The sequence below is a fragment of the Streptomyces sp. NPDC046821 genome (assembly GCF_040645335.1).
Taxonomy (GTDB): Bacteria; Actinomycetota; Actinomycetes; order Streptomycetales; family Streptomycetaceae; genus Streptomyces.
Window position 1 is genome coordinate 109294 of the sequence record NZ_JBEYYB010000006.1, and the last position, 19337, is coordinate 128630.

Here is a 19337-nt window from a genome sequence, read left to right on the forward strand (position 1 = left end):
GGTGGATCCCGTCAGCCCGCCGGGCAGGCAGTCATCGAAGGGAGCGACCCGTGCACAACATCTCGGACGGCCTCGCGCAGTTCCACCGCGACGTCTTTCCCGCGAAGGCCGGGCTCTTCGCCGAGCTCGCCACGACCCACAGCCCGACCACGCTCTTCATCGGCTGCTCGGACGCCCGCGTCGTCCCCGAACTGATCACCCAGAGCGAGCCGGGCGACCTGTTCGTCATCCGCACCGCCGGCAACCTGATCCCCGCCTACACGTCGGGCCCCGACGGTGTCGCGGCGAGCATCGAGTACGCCGTGTCCGTGCTGCACGTGAGCGAGATAGTCGTGTGCGGTCACTCCGCGTGCGGGGCGATGACCGCCCTCGCGGAGGGCCACGACCTCAGCGGAGCGCCGGTCATCGCCAACTGGCTGCGCCACGCGGACGCCGCCCAGGCACGCGCCGCGGCCGGCCCCGACACCTCGGGCGCCGACCGTGTCATCGCCCTGGTCCGGGCGAACGTGTCCGCCCAGCTCCAGAACCTGGCCACCCACCCCGCGGTGGCCCGCGCCCTGGCGGACGGCACGCTGACGCTGCACGGCTGGGTCTTCGACATCGCCACCGGCGACGTCGAGAAGATCGGCGCCACCATGGTCGCCGCCTGACCCGCCCCACCCACCAGAACCACACACCCCGCGGAACCACCGCGTCTTCCGGCCGACCCGGCCGGAAGCCACGACGCCACCACCGCGGCGCCATCAGGGCGCCACGGACGGGGCGCCGACGAGAGAGAAGGAACGCAGAACATGCCGCAGGCCCAGTTCGACCCCACCGCCCGCGAGTCCCTCGCTGTCGCCGCCGTCGACGCCAAGGTCCGCAAGGACCTGACCTGGCAGCAGATCGCCGACGCCGCCGAGCTGTCGCCGGCCTTCGTCACCGCCGCCGTCCTCGGCCAGCACGCCCTGCCGAAGGCCTCCGCCGAGGCCGTCGCGGCCCTCCTCGGCCTCGACGAGGACGCCGTCCTCCTGCTCCAGACCATCCCGACCCGCGGATCGATCCCCGGCGGCATCCCGACCGACCCGACGATCTACCGCTTCTACGAGATGCTCCAGGTCTACGGCACCACGCTGAAGGCGCTCGTCCACGAGCAGTTCGGCGACGGCATCATCAGCGCGATCAACTTCAAGCTCGACGTGAAGAAGGTCGCCGACCCCGAGGGCGGCGAGCGCGCCGTCATCACCCTCGACGGCAAGTACCTGCCGACGAAGCCTTTCTGATCAACCATCACCTCCCCCCACAATGAGGCGGGCGAGGACCGGAGGGCCCCACGACCTCCGGTCCTCGCCCGTCTATTCTGTCTGCCGCCTGAAAGTCACCCCGGCACACCGCTCCCCACGAGCGCCGACAGCGAGACGGCCGCCCGCCCGCGCGGCACCAGCGCCGACGGCACACCGTCGCTCCGGCTCCCCCGGTCGATGTCCGTGAGCAGATCCCGCAGGGCCCGGCAGCCGTGCGGAGCGGGCAGCCGGTCGTCGAGGGCGGCGAGTGCGCGGTGCGCGCGCTGCCGGGCCCGGGCGCTGCGGCCGTCGCTCTGGTCGACGAACGCCTGGGCGTAACGCGCGACGAGGCAGGCCCAGGCGTCGCCTCGGATGCCGGGCTGCCGCAGGGCGCTGCGCGCGCTCCGCCGCGCCGCCCGGGGCGTGCGGCCCGCCTGCGTCACGGCGAGGGCGGCCAGGCTCACCACGGGTGACAGCCCCCCGGGCGCCTGCGGCGGGATCGTCCGGGCCGCCTCCTGGAACTGTTCGGTGGCCCGCTCCAGATCACCTCGGTGCAGCGCGAGCATTCCCTGGACGTGCGCGATCCTGCCGATGGTCGCGTCGTCCCCCGCGAGGACGGCGGCCGGCCACGCGTGCCGCAGCAGCTCGCTCGCCCCGTACGGGTCCCCGTACGCCGTGAGCCAGGCCGTGAGGCACAGGCCGCGCGCGGTGAGGAGCCCGTCCTCCCGGCACATCGGGAGCAGCCGCAGCAGATGGCGGCGCCCCTCGTCGACCCGGTCGTAGACCGCCCACCAGAACCACAGGTTCAGGACGGACTCCAGGGCGGCGGCCGCGAGTTCGGGCTGCCGGGGCGCGTACGCCAGCATGGCGCTCAGCCCCTCGGCCTCCTCCATGACGAGGCGTACGGCCTGTGGCTGGCTGCCGAGGCTCCACAGGTTCTCGGCGAGGGCGGCTACCCGCTGGAAGTGGATCGCACGGCGCTCGGCGGCGACCTCGAACTCCCTTGCCTCACGCAGCCGTTCACCGCCGAAGTCGTGGGCGACGAGGGTCATCCGGTAGCGGGGTTCGCGGATGCCGCCGGGGTCGCGTACGGGGGTGAGGACGCCGATCGCGGCGAGGCGGGCCAGGCAGGCGGGGACCCGGGCCGGTTCGAGGCCGCCGCCCGCGCAGACGAACGCGGCCGTCGACTCGTCGAAGGCGCCGGGCAGGATGCTGGCGCGGGCCCACACGATCCGCTCGTCACGGTCGCACAGCACGTAGGCCGCGGCGACGGCGTCCCTGAGCGAACGGTGCCGGGGTACGGCCATGTCCGGCGCGCTCAGCCAGCACTGGCGTTCCCGCAGCCGGCCGGCGAGTTCCCGCACGCCTCCGTTCACGGCCTCCCGACCGCCACCGTTCACGACCTGCCGCGCGGCCAGTTCGACGGCGAGGGGAAGGCCGCCCAGGGACCGGCAGATGTCGGCGACCGCCCGCAGGTCCGCGCCGTCGGCCGTGAAGCCCTCCCGCACAGCGGCCGCCGTCTCCAGGAACAGTTCGACGGCGGGTGCGGTCCGCTGCCCGGCCGGGGGCTCGACCGCGAGCGGCTTCAGGCGCAGGACCGTTTCGGCACCGAGGCCGAGGGGGCGGCGCGCGGTCACCAGGACGCGCAGCGTCGGCACGAACTCGAGGAGCGTCTGCACCAGGCCCACGCACTCGGCGTGGACGGGGTCGATGTCGTCGAGGAAGAGCAGCACGTCGGTGGCGCGCAGCCGGTCGGCGAGGGTGGCGCCGCGCCGTCCGCGGATCCCGGCCGCCGCCTCGATCACCGCCGCGGTCAGCGACTCGGGCGCCCCGGGCTGCCCGGCCTCCGGCCAGCGTACGAGCATGAGGCGCGTCCCCGGGCGGCGCGCGGCGGCCTCGGCGACCGCGTCGGCGGCGAGCCGGCTCTTGCCCACGCCGACCCCGCCGGCGACGGTCACCAGGCGCTGCTTCTCGAGGAGCGTGTGCAGCGTCTCCGACTCGTGTTCTCGGCCGACCAGGCGCGCGGGCGTCCCGTCACCGTCGGCCGAGGGCACGCCGTCGCCGCCCATGAGTGTCCACACGTCCGCCACTCTCCGCACTGTCCTGCCCCTTGTCCTCCGACGGTGACCGCCCGTCCGTGACCCGCTCCAGCTCTGTGCAGAACCGTCACTGCACCCGCTCCTCGGCAACCCCAACGCCTCAGCGGCCCCCTGGTGTCGTCAGCGGGCCAGGGTCCACCCGACGCGCGGAACCCTCGAACGCGAGCACGACTCCGTGGAGGGGCGCGGGGTGGACGAAGGGGCGGTCGGAGGGGCGAGCACGAGGCCGTCGGAGGGGCGGGCCGGTCGCACTCGCAGAGCCGGTCGCAACCGAGCAGTTTTGGAGAAGCGCCGGAGATACGCCGCGCCTAGCCTGAACTGCGTGGACAGCCCCGCACGGGAGTCCGCGACCCCCACCCACGTCATTCAGGAGTGATCATGACCAGCTCTTCCACCCAGGGAATCAAGACCGTGCTGCACCCCGTCACGGATGTGGCGAAGGCCAAGCCGGTGTACGCGGCCCTGCTCGGCACCGAGCCGCAGGTCGAGTCGGCGTACTACGTCGGCTTCGATGTCGCGGGCCAGCAGATCGGGCTCGTGCCGGGCGGCGGTTCGCAGGGCATGACCGGGCCGGTCGCCTACTGGCACGTACCGGACATCGAGGCGAAGCTCGCCGAGGTCACGGCGGCGGGCGGCGCGGTGAAGGAGGCGGCGCACGACGTCGGCGGGGGCCGCCTGGTGGCGACGTTCACCGACCCCGACGGCAATGTGCTCGGGCTGCTCCAGGACAGCTGACCTGCGGGGCCTCGGGGGCCCGCCGCGGATGCGGGAAATCGGGTCGGACGGACGGCACGAAGCTGGTTGGATCGAGCCGGCGACGCGGACGGAGACCGCGGGCGCGGTCCGCACCGACCGGTGGGCCGCGTGACAGGGGCCGCACAGCAGATCGCGCATGACAGACGGTCCGCGTGACAGACGGTCCGCGTGACAGACGGTCCGCGTGACAGACGCAGATGGAGACATGATGAGTATGGCCACGAGGAAGCAGGCGCAGGCGTCCGAGCCGCACCCCGCCGACAGCCACGACCTGATCCGCGTGCACGGCGCCCGGGTGAACAACCTCAAGGACGTCAGCGTGGTGATCCCGAAGCGCCGCCTGACCGTGTTCACCGGTGTCTCCGGCTCGGGCAAGAGCTCGCTCGTCTTCGGCACGATCGCCGCGGAGTCGCAGCGGCTGATCAACGAGACGTACAGCACCTTCGTGCAGGGCTTCATGCCGAGCCTCGCCCGGCCCGAGGTGGACGTCCTCGACGGCCTGACGACCGCGATCATCGTCGACCAGGAGCGTCTCGGCGCCGACCCGCGCTCCACCGTCGGTACCGCCACCGACGCCAACGCGATGCTGCGCATCCTCTTCAGCCGGCTCGGCAAGCCGCACATCGGCTCGCCCAAGGCCTACTCGTTCAACATCGCCTCCATGTCGGGCGCGGGCGCGGTCACCGTCGAGCGCGGCGGCGCCACAGTGAAGGAGCGGCGGAGCTTCTCCGTCACGGGCGGCATGTGCCCGCGCTGCGAAGGCCGGGGCTCGGTATCCGACTTCGACCTGACCGCGCTCTACGACGACAGCAAGTCGCTGAGCGAGGGCGCGATCACGATCCCCGGCTACAGCATGGACGGCTGGTACGGCCGGATCTACATCGGCTCCGGGTTCTTCGACCCGGACAAGCCGATCAGCAAGTACACCAAGAAGGAGCTGAACGACCTCCTCCACAAGGCGCCGACCAAGATCAAGGTCGAGGGGGTCAACCTCACGTACGAGGGGCTGATCCCGAGGATCCAGAAGTCGATGCTCTCCAAGGACGTCGAGGCGATGCAGCCCCACATCCGTGCCTTCGTGGAGCGCGCGATCGCCTTCGCCACGTGCCCGGACTGCGACGGCACCCGGCTCAGCGAGCTGGCCCGCTCGTCGAAGATCAAGAAGATCAGCATCGCGGACGCCTGCGCGATGCAGATCAGCGACCTGGCCAAGTGGGTCGGCGGGCTCGACGAGCCGTCGGTGGCCCCGCTGCTCGCCAACCTGCGGGCGACGCTGGACTCGTTCGTCGAGATCGGCCTCGGTTATCTCTCGCTCGACCGGCCCGCGGGCACCCTGTCGGGCGGTGAGGCGCAGCGCGTCAAGATGATCCGCCACCTCGGCTCGTCGCTCACCGACACGACGTACGTCTTTGACGAGCCGACGATCGGTCTGCACCCGCACGACATCCAGCGGATGAACGACCTGCTGCTCCAGCTGCGCGACAAGGGCAACACCGTGCTCGTCGTGGAGCACAAGCCGGAGGCGATCGCGATCGCCGACCATGTCGTGGACCTCGGTCCCGGCGCCGGTACGGCGGGCGGCACGATCTGCTTCGAGGGCGGGGTCGAGGGTCTACGGGCCTCCGGCACGGTCACCGGCCGCCACTTCGACGACCGCGCCAAGGTGAAGGAGACGGTGCGCGAGCCCGACGGCGTACTGGAGATCCGCGGCGCGACGGAGCACAACCTCCAGAATGTCGACGTCGACGTTCCGCTCGGCGTGCTCACCGTGGTGACGGGCGTGGCCGGGTCGGGCAAGAGCTCCCTCATCAACGGCTCGGTGTCGGGCCGCGAGGGGGTGGTGACCGTCGACCAGTCGGCGATCAAGGGGTCGAGGCGCAGCAACCCGGCGACGTACACCGGCCTTCTCGACCCGATCCGCAAGGCGTTCGCCAAGGCCAACGGTGTGAAGCCGGCGCTGTTCAGCGCCAACTCGGAGGGCGCCTGCCAGACCTGCAACGGCGCCGGCGTCATCTATACGGACCTGGCGATGATGGCCGGGGTGTCGACGGTGTGCGAGGAGTGCGACGGCAAGCGGTTCCAGGCCGAGGTACTCGAGTACAAGTTCGGCGGCAAGGACATCAGTGAGGTGCTCGCGATGTCGGTGACCGAGGCGGAGGCGTTCTTCGCGGACGGCGAGGCGAAGACGCCGGCCGCGCACAAGATCCTCGACCGGCTCGCGGACGTCGGACTCGGCTACCTGACGCTCGGGCAGCCGCTGCCCACGCTGTCCGGCGGTGAGCGGCAGCGCCTCAAGCTGGCGACGCACATGGGCGAGAAGGGCGGCGTGTACGTGCTCGACGAGCCGACGACCGGTCTGCACCTCGCCGACGTGGAGCAGTTGCTGGGCCTGCTCGACCGGCTCGTCGACTCCGGTAAGTCGGTCATCGTGATCGAGCACCACCAGGCGGTCATGGCCCACGCCGACCGCATCATCGACCTCGGCCCGGGCGCCGGCCACGACGGCGGCCGAATCGTCTTCGAGGGGACGCCTGCGGAGCTGGTCGCGGACCGGTCGACGCTTACGGGGGAGCACTTGGCGGCGTACGTCGGGGGATGAGCGGGCGCCCTGCGGCGTAGCGCAGCGCCACCGCGACCAACCCCGCGACCTCCGGCCACCAGTCCGTCGACGCAGGCGAGCAGGGTGAGGCTGCGGTCCTCGGGGTCGGCGACGCCGTACGGGGCCAGGAAGTCCCGTACGGCGTCGCGCGCCGTGTTCTCGCGGGGGACGAGGATGTCGTGCGGCTCAGGGTGGCGCACGCGTACCGAGCGGGCGAGCGCCGCCCCCTCCCCCGGCGCGAGCCGCCGCTCGACGAACTCGCAGAGATGCAAGGCGAGTTGGCCCGCGTCCCGCAGCGGCGGCAACTCCGCTCCCGACGCCCGGAGTTCGGCCTGGTCGCGTTCCATCAGCCGCCGCACGAGGGCGGTGAGCAGCGCCTGCCGGGTGCGGCAGTACGCGGAGGTGGGCCGCGTCGCGCTTCTCGGCGACGCTGCCCACGCCACGACGCCGAACCTCGGGCCTGGCGGGCGCATGGGCCGGCAGCGCAGCCACCCCCTGGCGATCGGCCTGCGCAATGACGAGATCCGGCTCACCCCGTCTCGCGCGTCACGGTCCGCGCGGTCCGCGTCACGCGGACCGGACCCCGCCGCGACCGGACCTGCCCGACACCCCTGAAGGTCACGCAGCGTAATCGCTCGGCGGGCGGCTCCGGCTGCGCCGTCCTACGTTGGAGGAGCAAGACCCCCTCACGACAAAGGAGTCGAAATGCCTGACAAGGGCAGCATGAACAAGGTCAAGGGCAAGTCCAAGCAGACGGCCGGCAAGGCCACCGGCGACCGCCGCAGGGAGGCTGCCGGCAAGGCCGAACACGCGAAGGGCGAAGCCAAGAAGGCCATGGGCGAAGCCCGCGACCACGCCCGCGGAGTCCAGGACTCCATGGCGCACGACGGCTCCTGACCTGAGCCTGAAGGAGCCCCCGCGTCTGCCACGCGGGGGCTTCTCGCTGCCGTCATCCGCTAGGCGCCGGCCGGGAATTGAGACCGCCGACGCGGTGAACGTCGCGGGGCCGTGCCGCCGAACGGGCGGCACGGCCCATCGTCACTCTCCGGAGCAGAACGGGGGTCAGCGCGAGGTCGCCGCGAGCTCGCCGGGCCACGGCCGGCGGACATTTCGTGATCGGGTGGTGTCCGAACCGGTACCGGCCGCCCGGCGCGTCGGACCGCGAGCCCTTATATCGTCTCGGAGGGTTCCACGTCCTCCGATGTGGACACCTGCCCGGGGCCGGACGCGTCACCGGTAGACTCGCTGGCTGATTCCTCCGGTGCCGGGGGCGTCACAAGCCAAGGAAAGAGGGAAGTCTCGACGTGTGGGCCGCACAGCACGAAGCTCCGATCTACAGCCGGCTCATCCAGGAACGCGGTGACATCCCCGCCCAGGTCCGGGCCGCCGCCGAACAGACCCTGCGCGACCTGGAACGAGTGATGCCGGCGCCGCTTCCGCGCCAGCAGCCGCCGGCCCCGTCGTCCGCACCCGCGCTCAACAGCGGCGTACGCGGCCTCTAGGGGACACCTCCCGGCCCCGGCGTTTCACGCCGGGCGCCCCTTGGGTCCATCCCCTGGGGGTTTATCCCCCTGAGGCCGCCCCCTGGGGATCATCCTCAGGGCCTCCCCCTAGGGCCCGTCACCCGAACAGCCCGCCTCGCGCAGTTCCCGCGAGAGCCGGCCGCTCGGGCGCTCAGGCCTTCGCGTCACTCCTTCGCCGTCAGCCGTGGCGGCTCCCGCTCGGCCGCACGTGGACCCGAAGGTCGACGTACGCCGAGGAGACAAGCCGGGATGGCGTCGCCGTCATCACGCGGCGCGGACGCTGGGAAGGCAGGCCCCGTTACGGCTTACGGCGCGGCTTCCCGCGCTTGGCGCCGCCCTTGGGACCGCCCTTGGCCGCCCCGCCTTTCGCCCCACCCTTCGGGCCGCCCTTCGCCACGCCCTTAGGGCCCGGCTTGGCGCCGCCCTTGGCACCCGCCTTGGCGCCTCCGGACCGCGGGTTTTTTCCTGCGGCCGGCTTCTTCGGCTGCGGCGGGGTCTTCGTACGGCCACGCGAGCTGTTGACCGTACGGCCGCGGACGATGCCGATGAACTCCTCGACGAGGTCCGTCGTTTCGTCCTCCGGCCAGGACAGCGCGACCTGGGACTCGGGGGCGTCCGTCAGCGGACGGTACGTGAGGTCCTTGCGGTGGTGCAGGCGGGCGAGGGACTGCGGGACCAGCAGCACACCGATCCCGGCGGCCACCAGCTCGACGGCGTCGGCCGTCGTCGCGGGACGCTCGAACGCGGGCTGCCCCGGCGGCTGTTCCCAGCCGAGCGTGTCGTCGAGGGGGTGCAGCACGGTCTCGTCCGCGAGGTCGGCGAGTGACACCTCCTCGACCGCGGCCACGATGTGGTCCTTGGGGACCACGACCACGGTCGTCTCGGTGTAGAGGGGGATCGCGCTGAGGACGGTCCGGTCGACCGGCAGCCGTACGAGGCCGGCGTCGGCGCCCCGGTCCCGGAGGAGATCGGAGGCCTCGTCGGCGGGCGTCGCCATGAGGGTCAGGGGAACGTCGGGCAGCCGCTCGTTCCAGATCCGCACCCACTTGGCGGGTGTCACTCCCGGGACATACGCGAGCCGGAACGAAGGGGATACATCCGAGCCTGTCACGCCGCCAGGTTACCGGTCCGTGGTCGGAGCCATCGCACGCAGTCGATACCCTGGACACCATGACGTCGCACCAGACCGCCCAGACCATGAAGCCCGCGACCGCGGCGAAGAAGCTGGGTGTGTACCTCGAGGCCACCCCCGCCGAGTTCCGGGAGGGTGTCGTCTCGCGCAGCGAGCTCAACGCGCTGCAGGCCGATCCTCCCGCTTGGCTGCAGGAGCTGCGCCGCAACGGCCCGCACCCCCGGCCCGTGGTCGCCGCCAAGCTCGGCGTCTCGATCTCCGGTCTCGCCCGCGGCGGGGTCACCGAGGCGCTCACCACCGAGCAGATCGAGACCATCAAGACCGACAACCCCGAGTGGCTCCAGCAGGAGCGCGCCACGCAGGCCGACGTCCGCAAGGAGGCGGCCCGCATCAAGGAGCGGAACGCTCAGCGCGCGGCGAAGTCCGGCGACCAGTCCTCCTGACCTCTCCGCAACCGCTCCTCAGCTGTCCGTCACGCCCCTCCGGCAGCTGTCCGTCACGCCCCCTCTGGCCGGTCCACCGTTTCCGCGCCGTCGAGGGGGCTGCGTTCCAGGAAGGCGGCGGCCGCCGGGACCGCGTCGCGCAGCCGCAGCAGGTCCGCCGCGGTCAGGGTGCGGCACACCGAGTCCCGCTCGGCCATGACGCGCTGACCGAGTCGGGCGTGGAAGTCCGCCGGGGTGAGCGCCGCGCCGGGGCCCGCCGACCAGGTGCGCCCCGGTGGCCCCGGCCGGGACGCGTGGGCGCACACCGCCAGGCGCCCTGACTCCACGTACCAGAGCACCACGGGCTCCGCGCGCGGCGGGACGACCGTCTCGCCCGCCGGCAGGGACAGCGTTCCGAAGCAGTCGGACACGGCGCTCGCCGCCGCCTCGCCGGCCTTGCCGAACAGGTCGCTGGACGTCAGGGGAACCGGTGCCGCGGGGTCGATTCCGAGGCTCGCGAGGAGTTCGTCCTCGCAGGATTCGACGGCGCTTCCGAGGTCCGCGTACTCGTCTTCGGTGTGTGTGACCGGGCGGGCCGACGGGTCCGCGATGACCATGCGGATTCCGCGTTCGCGCAGGTCATGGCCGAGGGCGCGGAGGAGGTCCGCCGCGACGGGTTCGATGCGGCCCACCCGTGCGAGGTCCAGGACGAACCAGCGGGCGGCGGGCGGGAGATCTCGAGCCGCGCGCAGCGTCTGTTCGGCGGTGGCGAAGTCCAGGTCGCCCTGGAGGACGTGGACGCGGATGCGGTCGGGGCGTTCATCGAGCGCGGCGCGCTGGTCGCGAGGGCGGTGGCGCAGGGAGCGCAGCGGGCCCGGGTCGAGGGAGCGCGGCGGGAGCGGGCGGACGCTGGTGCCGGTGCCCCGCATCAGATGCAGCCCGAACTGTTCCGACAGCAGGTGGCAGGCGGCGATGGCGCGCACGCTGTTGCCCTTCTCGTCCAGCGGCGGGCTGAACACGCCGATGCCGAACTGGCCGGGCAGCGCGACGCCGATCCCGCCGGAGACTCCGCTCTTCGCGGGCAGGCCCACGCGCAGCATCCACTGCCCGGACGCGTCGTACATCCCGCAGGTGGCCATGACGGCGAGGACGTGCTGGGCGTGGCCGGCGGCGAGTACCCGTTCGCCGGTGAGCGGGTTGGTGCCGCCGCCTGCCAGCGTCGCGTGCATCACGGCGAGGTCGTCGCAGGTCACGAGCACGGAGCACTGGCGGAAGTAGACGGCGAGCTGTTCCTCGACGTCGCCGGTGAGGGATCCCGCGTTGTGCATGAGGTAGGCGAGGGCGCGGTTGCGGTCGCTGGTGGCGCGTTCGGAGGCGTAGACCGCCTCGTCGACGGTCAGATCCCGGCCCGCGAAGGCGCTCAGGCCCTCCAGGATGCGGGCGAAACGCTCGTCCGGGGTGGCCCCCGCGACGAGTGAACTGGTCACGATGGCACCGGCGTTGACCATGGGGTTGGGCGGGCGGCCGGTGCCGGGTTCGAGGCGGATCGAGCTGAAGCCCTCGCCGCTGGGCTCGGCGCCGACGCGCGCGAGGACGTCCTCCAGGCCCTGGTCGGCGAGGGCCAGCGCGAACACGAAGGGCTTCGACACCGACTGCACCGTGAACGGCACGTCGCTGTCACCGCAGCTGTAGACCTGCCCGTCGAGCGCGCACAGGGCGATCCCGAACAGCTCCGGGTCCGCCCTGCTCAGCTCCGGGATGTACGAGGCCGGCTCCCCCTCGGTGAGGCCGCGCAGCCTGAGGCGTACGCGGTCCAGGAGCGCGACGAGGGGGTCGCCCGGCGGGATGTTCTGCCTCACCCGGCAATCGAACACCACTCCTGGCGAAGGCGCCTTCCCAGACACCGCCCGCGGACGTTCGCGCGGCTCAGATACGGCTGCCGGATGCCGTGTCCGAGGAGAGCCGCTGGGCGAGGTAGATCGGGATGACGGAGAGCAGGACGAGGACTGCGGCGACGACGTTGACGACGGGGGCCTGCTGGGGGCGCGCCATGTTGGAGAAGATCCAGACGGGGAGGGTCTGGATGCCGGGCCCGGCGGTGAAGGTCGTCACGACGATCTCGTCGAAGGAGAGCGCGAAGGCCAGCAGCGCGCCCGCGACCAGGGCGGAGCGCACGAGCGGGAAGGTGATGTCGACGAAGGTGCGGAAGGAGTGCGCGCCGAGGTCGGCGGCGGCCTCCTCGTACGATCCCGGCATCCGTCGCAGCCGGGCGATGACGTTGTTGAAGACGACCACGATGCAGAACGTGGCGTGGCCGACGATGACGGTGAAGAGGCCGAGGCCCACGCCGAGCGGTTCGAGGACCGTGCGGAAGGCGGTGTTGAGGGCGACGCCGGTGACGATGCCGGGCAGGGCGATCGGCAGGACGACGACGAAGGAGATCGCGTCGCGGCCGAAGAACCTGAACCGCTGGCAGGCGAAGGCGACGAGCGTGCCGAGGACCAGGGCGATGGCGGTCGCGCCGAGCCCCGCCTTGACGGAGGTCCACAGCGCGGCCCGGGCGCCGGAGCTGTGCCAGGCATCGGTCCACCAGTCGAAGGTGAGCCCGGGCGGCGGCCAGCCCGAACTGCGGTCCGGGTTGAGGGAGTTGACGAGGACCAGGAGCAGCGGGACGTAGATCACCGCGAAGCCGAGCGCGGCGGCGACGCGCAGGGCGATGCGCGCGGGGCGGGAGAGATTCATCGGAGTGACCTTCGCTGTGCGTGGTCCGGAGGGCCGTCGGGCGGCCCTAGGCCCGGGACTTCGGGGACTTGGGGGCGTCACAGGCTGCTGAGGGCCCCTGTGCGGCGCACCGCGAGCAGGTAGAGCACGATGATCACCACGGGGACGGTGCCGAGCGCGGCGGCGAGCGGCAGGTCGAGGGTGATGTTGGAGTAGATGATGTTGCCGATCAGCTGGGTCTTGCCGCCGACGATCTGCACGGCGATGTAGTCGCCGAGGCTGAGCGAGAAGGTGAAGACCGAGCCGGCCGCGACGGACGGCAGGATCATCGGCAGGACCACGGAGCGGAAGGTGCGGCCCGTGCGGGCGCCCAGGTCCGCGGAGGCGTCGAGGAGGCTCGCCGGGAGCTGTTCGAGTCCGGCGTGGATCGGCAGGATCATGTACGGCAGCCACAGATAGGTGAGGACGAGGATCGTCGCGGTGAGGCCGTAACCGGGCCCCTTGATGCCGAACGGCCCCAACACCCAGTCCAGCAGGCCGCCTTGGGCGAGGATGAGCCGCCACGCGTACGCCTTGACGAGGTAGCTGGCCCACAGCGGGGTGAGGATCGCGACGACGAGGAGCGGCCGCCACCGGGGGTTCGCGATACGGGCCGTGTAGAACGCGATCGGGAACGCGATCAGTACGCACAGCGCGGTGACCGCGAGGGCGACGCCGACGCTGCGCAGGGCGACCTGGCGGTAGACGTCGGTGGTGAACAGGGCGGTGAAGTTGTCCGTGTTCCAGATCTTCACGACGTTCGAGGTGAAGGAGTCCGTGGTCCAGAACGCGGACAGGAACAGGACGGTGAGGGAGCCGAGGTAGGCGAGGACGAGCCAGGCCAGCGGCGCGGAGAGCAGCAGGGACAACTGCAGCCGGGGACGGCGGTACAGGGCCCCGGCGAGCCGCCGGACGGGTCCGGCGGCAGGCGCGGTGTCGGTCATCGGCGGCAGGTCCTAGCCCTTGATCTCGGTCCAGGCCTGGACCCACTTGGCGTACGGGACGCAAGTGGCGTCCTTGCGGCCGTCGATGCACTGGGCGATCGGCGTGGTCCAGAAGTGGACGTTCTTCCAGTACGCCTCGTCGGCCGCGTGGTACGTGGCGCAGTGGTTCTTGTCGGCAGTCTCGTCACAGGACTTCGCATTGGACGGCGCCTCGCCGAAGTACTCGGCGACCTGGGCGTTGACCTTCGGCGAGATGATCCAGTCCAGCCACTTGTAGGCGCAGTTGGGGTGCTTGGCCTTGGCGGCGATCATCCAGGTGTCGGACCAGCCGGTGGCGCCCTCCTTGGGCAGGACGGCCTTCACCGGGACCTTCTCGGACTGGGCGGTGTTGAGGATGACCTGCCAGCTGGTGCCGACGACGGAGTCTCCGCTCTTGAAGGCCGAGACCTCCTTGAGGTAGTCGCTCCAGTACTCGCCCACGTTCTTGTTCTGCGCCTTGAGCAGGGCGACCGCCGCGTCGAACTGCTTCTGGTCCAGGGCGTACGGGTCCTTGATGCCGAGGGAGGGCTTGGTCTTCATCAGGTACAGGGCGGCGTCCGCGATGTAGATCGGCGAGTCGTACGCGGTGATCTTTCCCCGGTGGGCGGCGGCCTGGTCGAAGACCGCGGACCAGGAGTCGGGGGCCGGGGAGACCTTCTTGGTGTTGTACATCAGGAGGTTGGCGCCGCGGCCGTGCGGGATGCCGTAGGAGACACCCTTGACGGAGTTCCACTGCTGGTTCTTGAGGCCGGCGAAGACGTCCTTGTAGTTGGGCACCAGCTTCGTGTTCACGGGTGCGGCGTCGCCCGAGGCGATCAGCCGCAGCGACGCGTCGCCGGAGGCGGAGACCGCGTCGTACTGGCCGGTCTTCATCAGGCTGACCATCTCGTCGGAGGTGCCCGCGGTCTTCGTGTTGACCTGGCACCCCGTCTGCTTCTCGAAGCCGGAGACCCAGTCGACCTTCGGGTCGTTCGAGCCGTCCTCGGCGTAGCCGGCCCAGGCGATCAGGTTGACCTGGCCCTCGCCCTTGCCGAGGCTCTTCCGCGCGGAGAGTTTGGGCGGGGTGAAGTCGCTGCCGCCGGGCGACCCGGCGGTGTCCGACGAGCCGCAGGCGGAGGCGAGGAGCAAGGCGCCGAGCGCGGCCGCTGCTCGGGACGTTCGGGTCAGACGCACGGGGTTCTCCACGGGGTGGGGGGCGGTCGGATGATTCGGGTCGTACGGGTTCGCGGCGCTGCGCGCGAGTCAGGAACGTGCCGGGTCCTTGGCCAGCGGGTCGGCGGTCGACGGGCCATGGGGGACCGGGAAGTTGTGCCGCCGGTGCCACTGGAGCCTGACCCGTGAGCCGCGCAGGGCGGCCACGTCCTCGGACGAGGTCTCCAGGTTCTGCTGGAGGGCGGTGAGCCGGCCGCCGGCGTCGAGGTCGACGAGGAAACGGGTCGCGCCTCCCAGGTAGACGACCTCCGCGACGGTGCCGGTGGCACTGGCGTGCTCCGGTTCGGCGGCGGCGGACTCCTTGAGCACATGGATCTTCTCCGGGCGGACGCTGTACGTCGCCCGGTCCCCCACGACCTGCTCGGCCGCGTCGCCGGAGAGCAGGTTGGAGGTGCCGACGAAGCCCGCGACGAACGGAGTGGCGGGGCGTTCGTAGATCTGGGCCGGGGTGCCGACCTGTTCGACGCGGCCCTGGTTGAAGACCGCGATGCGGTCGCTCATGGTCAGGGCCTCCTCCTGGTCGTGCGTGACGAAGACGAAGGTGATGCCGGACTCGCGCTGGATCGCCTTGAGTTCGACCTGCATCTGCTCGCGGAGTTTGAGGTCGAGGGCGCCGAGCGGTTCGTCGAGCAGGAGCACCTTCGGGCGGCCGACGAGGGCGCGGGCCAGGGCCACGCGCTGGCGCTGGCCGCCGGACAGCTGGGCGGGGCGGCGGGTGCCGAGGTCCGCGAGGCGCACGCTCGCCAGGGCCTCGCGCGCGCGGGCGAGGCGTTCGGCCTTGGGTACCTTGCGGACCTTGAGGCTGTAGGCGACGTTCTGCTCCAGGGTCATGTGCGGGAACAGCGCGTAGTCCTGGAAGACGGTGTGCACGTCGCGCTCGAAGGGCGCCCGGCGGGTGACGTCGGCGCCGGCGAGCTCGATGGTGCCGCCGGTGGGCGCCTCGAAGCCGGCGATCATCCGGAGCACGGTGGTCTTGCCGGAGCCGGAGGGCCCGAGCATCGAGAAGAACTCGCCGTCCGCGATCTCCAGGTCGACCCCGGCCACAGCCTCCGTCCTGCCGAAGGTCTTGCGCAAGTTCTGCAGCCGGACGGCCATTCCCTCCATGGGCGGGAACCTTTCTGGTGCGTGGGGAGTTGACCGTAAACATATGAAGCCATAGTTCTAATTTCAAGGCCCCGCCGAGGTAAAGGCTGTGCCAAGTGGCAAGGTGGTGACCGTGAACCGCGACAAAACCGGCGTCCGCAGAACCGTCTTCACGCCCGTCGACACGCTCGCCCGCGTCGACGCCGTGGTGCGCCGGCTCGGCGATGCCATCGACCTCGGGCTGCTCGCCGACGGCGAGCAGTTGCCCGGCGAGAGCGACCTCGCCGCCCAGCTCGGGGTCTCCACCGTGACCCTGCGGGAAGCCCTCATGGCGCTGCGCCAGCGCGGTCTGGTCACCACGCGCAGGGGGCGCGGCGGGGGCAGCTTCGTCACCGTGCCCGAGGGTCCCGCCGAGGAACGGCTCCTGGCCCGTCTCGCCGAGTGGAGCACCGAGGAGCTGCGCGATCTCGCCGACCACTGGGCCGCCGTCTCCGGGGCCGCCGCCCGCCTCGCGGCCCGGCGTACGGAGCCCGGCGATCTGCGCCAACTGAAGAGGTCTGTCGAAGAGTTGGTGGACGCGAAGGACTCCGGGACCCGCAGCCGCGTCTACGGACGCTTCCATGTCGAGCTGGCCGCGGCCGCCCAGTCCGCCCGTCTGACCAGGGAAGAAGTCACCCTGCAGACCGAAGTCGGCGCGCTGCTGCGGCTCGTGCTCCACGACGACCAGTGCCTTCAGGACGCCGCGGACCGTCATCGCGCCGTGATCTCCGCCGTGCATGATGGTGCCGACGACCGTGCCAGGGACCTGGCCGAACAGTGCGTGCAGACCTCCATGGCGCGTCTGATCGAGCTCCGCCTCGGCCCTGCCGACGGCGTGCGCGGTCCCCGTCCGAAGGAGGCCCCCGATGGGCAGCAACCCCCGTCCCGCGAGCGCCGGGCCGGCACTGCCTGACGACGTGTCGGCAGCAGACGCGGCCGCGCGCGTACGCGACGCGCTCGAAGGAGTCTTCGACGCCGTCGGGGCCACCGGCGCGGACATCGAGTCACTGCTCTCCGCCGTCCTCAATGAGGGCCGCCGCCCGGAGTCGGGCGACCTGGCCTCGCTCCGCCCCGGCCTGCATGACCGCCTCGCCGGGTACGACCTCGTGTCCGGTATCGGCTTCGTCGCGGCGCCGGGGCTGCTCGACGACGTACCCGCCTGGCTGGAGTGGTGGCAGAAGGCCGCGGACGGGTCCGTGCAGCCACTGCTCCTCGACCTGGACCCGGAGCGCTCGGCCTACTCCGACTACACCCACTGGGACTGGTTCACGCTGCCCCGCGACACCGGGCAGCGGGCGGTCGCCGGCCCCTACGTCGACTACCTCTGCTCCGACGAGTACAGCCTCACCCTGTCCGCGCCGGTGACGGTCGGCGGGCGCTTCATGGGCGTGGCCGCGGCCGACGTGTACCTGCGGCGCTTCGAGGCGGTCGTCATGCCACTGCTCCAGCGCCTTCCCGGGCCGGCCCGCCTGGTCAACGCCCGCGGCCGCGTCGCTGCCTCCACGGACCCCGGCCACCTCGTCGGCGCTCTCACCAAGGACCTCACCCGGGACCACGACCTCGCCGCCGTCCTGGCCGGGCCCGCGGACGGCACCGCCCGGGACGGGCTGCGCCTGCTGCCCTGCGCCGGCGTCCCCCTCGTCCTGGCGCACAGCAGGACGACGTCGCCGGCCTGACGGTCGTGGCCCGCACTGCCCCGAAAAAATTTCAGGTCACGTGTCGATCGGGCGGCATCCTGTTCGTCGTCATGGTGTGCGGCACTTCGCCGCACAGGAGCACCATCGAAGTGACAGGAGTCCGACCATGAAGTACATGCTGCTGATCCAGGCCGGTGCCGTCGACGAGAGCGGCGGGGCCGCCGAGTGCACGGTCGAGGACTGGATGATCTACGACAAGGAGGTCAAGGACGCCGGGATCTTCGTCTCGGGCGAGTCCCTGGCCGATCTCGTCACCGCCACCACGGTCCGCGTGGGCCCGGCCGGAGAGAGGACCGTCACCGACGGCCCGTTCGCCGAGACCCGCGAGGTCCTCGGCGGTTTCTACGTCATCGACGTACCGGACCTCGACGCCGCGCTCGACTGGGCGGCCCGCTGTCCGGGATCCCGTGGCAGCGGTTCCGTCGTCGTGCGGCCCGTCGCCGACTTCGGCTGACCGGCGATGGACGAGGAAGGCACCCGCGCCGCCGCAGCCGTCACCGCGGGCGTGGAGTCGGTGTTCCGCGAGGAACACGGCCGGCTCCTCGCCTCCCTCGTCCGTCGCTTCGGCGACCTCGACCTGGCCGAGGAGGTCGCGTCCGAGGCCGTCGAGGCGGCGCTCGTGCACTGGCCCGCCGACGGGGTCCCGGCACGGCCCGGCGCCTGGCTCCTGACCACCGCCCGGCGCAAGGCCGTCGACCGCCTCCGCCGCGACCAGGCGTACGCCGCCCGGCTCGCCGTCCTCCAGGCCGAGGCCGAACGCGCCGACCCGGCACCACCCGCCGACGCGGGCACCGGCGACGACCTCCCCGACGAACGGCTCCAGCTGTTCTTCACCTGCGCCCACCCCGCGCTCGCCACCGAGGACCGCACGGCCCTCACCCTGCGCTACCTGGGCGGCCTCACCACCCCCGAGGTCGCCCGCGCCTTCCTCGTGCCGGTCCCGACCATGGCCCAGCGCCTGGTCAGGGCGAAGAAGAAGATCTCCCAGGCCCGCATCCCGTTCCGCGTCCCCCGCCCCGACGAACTGCCCGAACGCCTCCCCGGCGTGCTCCAGGCCGTCTACTCGATCTTCACCGAGGGGTACGCGGCCACGGCCGGGCCCTTGTTGCAGCGCCTCGACCTCTCCCAGGAGGCCATCCGGCTCGGCCGCATCCTGCGTCGGCTGCTGCCCGCCGAGCGCGAGACCGCGGGCCTGCTCGCGCTCATGCTGCTCACCCACGCCCGGCACGACGCCCGCACGGACGCCGACGGCACGCCCGTGCTCCTCCAGAACCAGGACCGCACCCGCTGGGACCACGACATGATCGAGGAGGGCCGCGCCCTGGTCGTCACCGCGCTCACCGGCGGCCCGCCCGGCCCGTACGGCGTACAGGCCGCGATCGCCGCGCTGCACGACGAGGCCATGGACCCGGCCACCACCGACTGGCCCCAGATCGTGGCCCTCTACGACGTCCTGCTGACGCTCGCCCCCTCTCCCGTCGTCCGGCTGAACAGGGCGGCAGCGGTGGCCATGCGCGACGGGCCCGAGGCGGGCCTCGCGCTGCTCGACGCACTCGCCGACGAGCCGCAGTTGCGGAACCACCACCCGTACGCGGCCGCACGGGCCGACCTGCTGGCCCGGCTCGGGCGGAATCGGGAGGCGGCCGAGGCCTACCGCCGGGCGCTGGACCTCGCCCCTACGGAACCTGAACGGTCCTATCTGCGGCGCCAGTTGGAGGCGGTCGAGTCGGATCGACTCGACAACAGTGGCGAACCGTCGAGCAGTTGATG

Annotated in this window: 18 protein-coding genes and 1 pseudogene; 12 read left to right on the forward strand and 7 right to left on the reverse strand. The window is 71.9% G+C overall.

Annotation, left to right across the window (positions count from 1 at the left end; all coding sequences use genetic code 11):
* Positions 1-50: 50 nt before the first annotated feature.
* Both ABZ893_RS13475 and cynS read left to right on the forward strand, forming a co-directional pair.
* Complete coding sequence (locus tag ABZ893_RS13475; RefSeq protein ID WP_361401617.1) at positions 51-650, forward strand: carbonic anhydrase; 600 nt, start codon at positions 51-53, stop codon at positions 648-650.
* Positions 651-791: 141 nt separating this feature from the next.
* On the forward strand, positions 792-1262 hold the full coding sequence (cynS, locus tag ABZ893_RS13480) for a cyanase (protein ID WP_361401620.1): 471 nt from the start codon (positions 792-794) through the stop codon (positions 1260-1262).
* Between the two features lie 95 nt (positions 1263-1357).
* Here the strand turns inward: cynS and ABZ893_RS13485 are convergent, their stop codons facing one another.
* Positions 1358-3352, reverse strand: a complete 1995-nt coding sequence (locus ABZ893_RS13485; RefSeq protein ID WP_361401623.1) for a hypothetical protein — start codon at positions 3350-3352, stop codon at positions 1358-1360.
* Positions 3353-3739: 387 nt separating this feature from the next.
* Between ABZ893_RS13485 and ABZ893_RS13490 the strand changes: the two genes are divergently transcribed.
* The 5 genes and pseudogenes from ABZ893_RS13490 (at position 3740) to ABZ893_RS13510 (ending at position 8218) form a co-directional block, all read left to right on the forward strand.
* A complete protein-coding gene (locus ABZ893_RS13490; protein ID WP_361401626.1) occupies positions 3740-4096 on the forward strand; it encodes a VOC family protein in 357 nt (118 codons plus the stop codon).
* 229 nt (positions 4097-4325) lie between these two features.
* A complete protein-coding gene (locus ABZ893_RS13495) occupies positions 4326-6716 on the forward strand; it encodes an excinuclease ABC subunit UvrA (RefSeq protein ID WP_361401628.1) in 2391 nt (796 codons plus the stop codon).
* Positions 6717-7118: 402 nt separating this feature from the next.
* Positions 7119-7347 (forward strand): annotated as a pseudogene (locus ABZ893_RS13500) (hypothetical protein); the annotation flags it as partial.
* A gap of 74 nt (positions 7348-7421) precedes the next feature.
* A complete protein-coding gene (locus ABZ893_RS13505; RefSeq protein WP_361401631.1) occupies positions 7422-7613 on the forward strand; it encodes a CsbD family protein in 192 nt (63 codons plus the stop codon).
* A 407-nt stretch (positions 7614-8020) separates the two neighbouring features.
* Positions 8021-8218 (forward strand): hypothetical protein, encoded by a 198-nt coding sequence (locus ABZ893_RS13510; protein ID WP_361401634.1) that lies wholly within the window; start codon positions 8021-8023, stop codon positions 8216-8218.
* Positions 8219-8537: 319 nt separating this feature from the next.
* Here the strand turns inward: ABZ893_RS13510 and ABZ893_RS13515 are convergent, their stop codons facing one another.
* Positions 8538-9350: a LysR family substrate-binding domain-containing protein gene (locus ABZ893_RS13515; protein ID WP_361401636.1), complete on the reverse strand. Its 813-nt coding sequence runs from the start codon at positions 9348-9350 to the stop codon at positions 8538-8540.
* A 59-nt stretch (positions 9351-9409) separates the two neighbouring features.
* On the opposite strand from ABZ893_RS13515, the gene ABZ893_RS13520 reads away from it, so the two are divergent.
* Positions 9410-9814: a DUF5997 family protein gene (locus ABZ893_RS13520; RefSeq protein ID WP_361401639.1), complete on the forward strand. Its 405-nt coding sequence runs from the start codon at positions 9410-9412 to the stop codon at positions 9812-9814.
* 53 nt (positions 9815-9867) lie between these two features.
* Here ABZ893_RS13520 and glsA read toward each other — a convergent pair whose 3' ends face one another.
* The 5 genes from glsA to ABZ893_RS13545 form a co-directional block, all read right to left on the reverse strand.
* Positions 9868-11652, reverse strand: a complete 1785-nt coding sequence (glsA, locus tag ABZ893_RS13525) for a glutaminase A (protein WP_361401642.1) — start codon at positions 11650-11652, stop codon at positions 9868-9870.
* 67 nt (positions 11653-11719) lie between these two features.
* Positions 11720-12535, reverse strand: coding sequence for an ABC transporter permease (locus ABZ893_RS13530; RefSeq protein WP_361401645.1), 816 nt, complete (start codon positions 12533-12535; stop codon positions 11720-11722).
* 77 nt (positions 12536-12612) lie between these two features.
* On the reverse strand, positions 12613-13497 hold the full coding sequence (locus ABZ893_RS13535) for an ABC transporter permease (RefSeq protein ID WP_361401648.1): 885 nt from the start codon (positions 13495-13497) through the stop codon (positions 12613-12615).
* 12 nt (positions 13498-13509) lie between these two features.
* Positions 13510-14709 (reverse strand): ABC transporter substrate-binding protein, encoded by a 1200-nt coding sequence (locus ABZ893_RS13540; protein WP_361401651.1) that lies wholly within the window; start codon positions 14707-14709, stop codon positions 13510-13512.
* A 69-nt stretch (positions 14710-14778) separates the two neighbouring features.
* Positions 14779-15852: an ABC transporter ATP-binding protein gene (locus ABZ893_RS13545; protein ID WP_361401654.1), complete on the reverse strand. Its 1074-nt coding sequence runs from the start codon at positions 15850-15852 to the stop codon at positions 14779-14781.
* Positions 15853-15964: 112 nt separating this feature from the next.
* Between ABZ893_RS13545 and ABZ893_RS13550 the strand changes: the two genes are divergently transcribed.
* From ABZ893_RS13550 to ABZ893_RS13565, 4 genes are all read left to right on the forward strand, one after another.
* Positions 15965-16783, forward strand: coding sequence for a GntR family transcriptional regulator (locus ABZ893_RS13550; RefSeq protein ID WP_361401657.1), 819 nt, complete (start codon positions 15965-15967; stop codon positions 16781-16783).
* Positions 16737-17546, forward strand: coding sequence for a cache domain-containing protein (locus ABZ893_RS13555; RefSeq protein WP_361401660.1), 810 nt, complete (start codon positions 16737-16739; stop codon positions 17544-17546). Before ABZ893_RS13550 ends, ABZ893_RS13555 begins: the two co-directional genes overlap by 47 nt.
* 127 nt (positions 17547-17673) lie before the next feature.
* Positions 17674-18021, forward strand: coding sequence for a YciI family protein (locus tag ABZ893_RS13560; RefSeq protein ID WP_361401663.1), 348 nt, complete (start codon positions 17674-17676; stop codon positions 18019-18021).
* A 6-nt stretch (positions 18022-18027) separates the two neighbouring features.
* Positions 18028-19335, forward strand: coding sequence for a DUF6596 domain-containing protein (locus tag ABZ893_RS13565; protein ID WP_361401666.1), 1308 nt, complete (start codon positions 18028-18030; stop codon positions 19333-19335).
* The last annotated feature ends 2 nt before the right edge of the window (positions 19336-19337 follow it).

Bases quoted from the DNA above. Each gene is read 5' to 3' on its own strand.
- cynS (WP_361401620.1), top strand. From the start codon at position 792: ATGCCGCAGGCCCAGTTCGACCCCACCGCCCGCGAGTCCCTCGCTGTC.
- ABZ893_RS13490 (WP_361401626.1), top strand. From the start codon at position 3,740: ATGACCAGCTCTTCCACCCAGGGAATCAAGACCGTGCTGCACCCCGTC.
- ABZ893_RS13495 (WP_361401628.1), top strand. From the start codon at position 4,326: ATGAGTATGGCCACGAGGAAGCAGGCGCAGGCGTCCGAGCCGCACCCC.
- ABZ893_RS13505 (WP_361401631.1), top strand. From the start codon at position 7,422: ATGCCTGACAAGGGCAGCATGAACAAGGTCAAGGGCAAGTCCAAGCAG.
- ABZ893_RS13520 (WP_361401639.1), top strand. From the start codon at position 9,410: ATGACGTCGCACCAGACCGCCCAGACCATGAAGCCCGCGACCGCGGCG.
- ABZ893_RS13530 (WP_361401645.1), bottom strand. From the start codon at position 12,535: ATGAATCTCTCCCGCCCCGCGCGCATCGCCCTGCGCGTCGCCGCCGCG.
- ABZ893_RS13535 (WP_361401648.1), bottom strand. From the start codon at position 13,497: ATGACCGACACCGCGCCTGCCGCCGGACCCGTCCGGCGGCTCGCCGGG.
- ABZ893_RS13545 (WP_361401654.1), bottom strand. From the start codon at position 15,852: ATGGAGGGAATGGCCGTCCGGCTGCAGAACTTGCGCAAGACCTTCGGC.
- ABZ893_RS13555 (WP_361401660.1), top strand. From the start codon at position 16,737: ATGGGCAGCAACCCCCGTCCCGCGAGCGCCGGGCCGGCACTGCCTGAC.
- ABZ893_RS13560 (WP_361401663.1), top strand. From the start codon at position 17,674: ATGAAGTACATGCTGCTGATCCAGGCCGGTGCCGTCGACGAGAGCGGC.
- ABZ893_RS13565 (WP_361401666.1), top strand. From the start codon at position 18,028: ATGGACGAGGAAGGCACCCGCGCCGCCGCAGCCGTCACCGCGGGCGTG.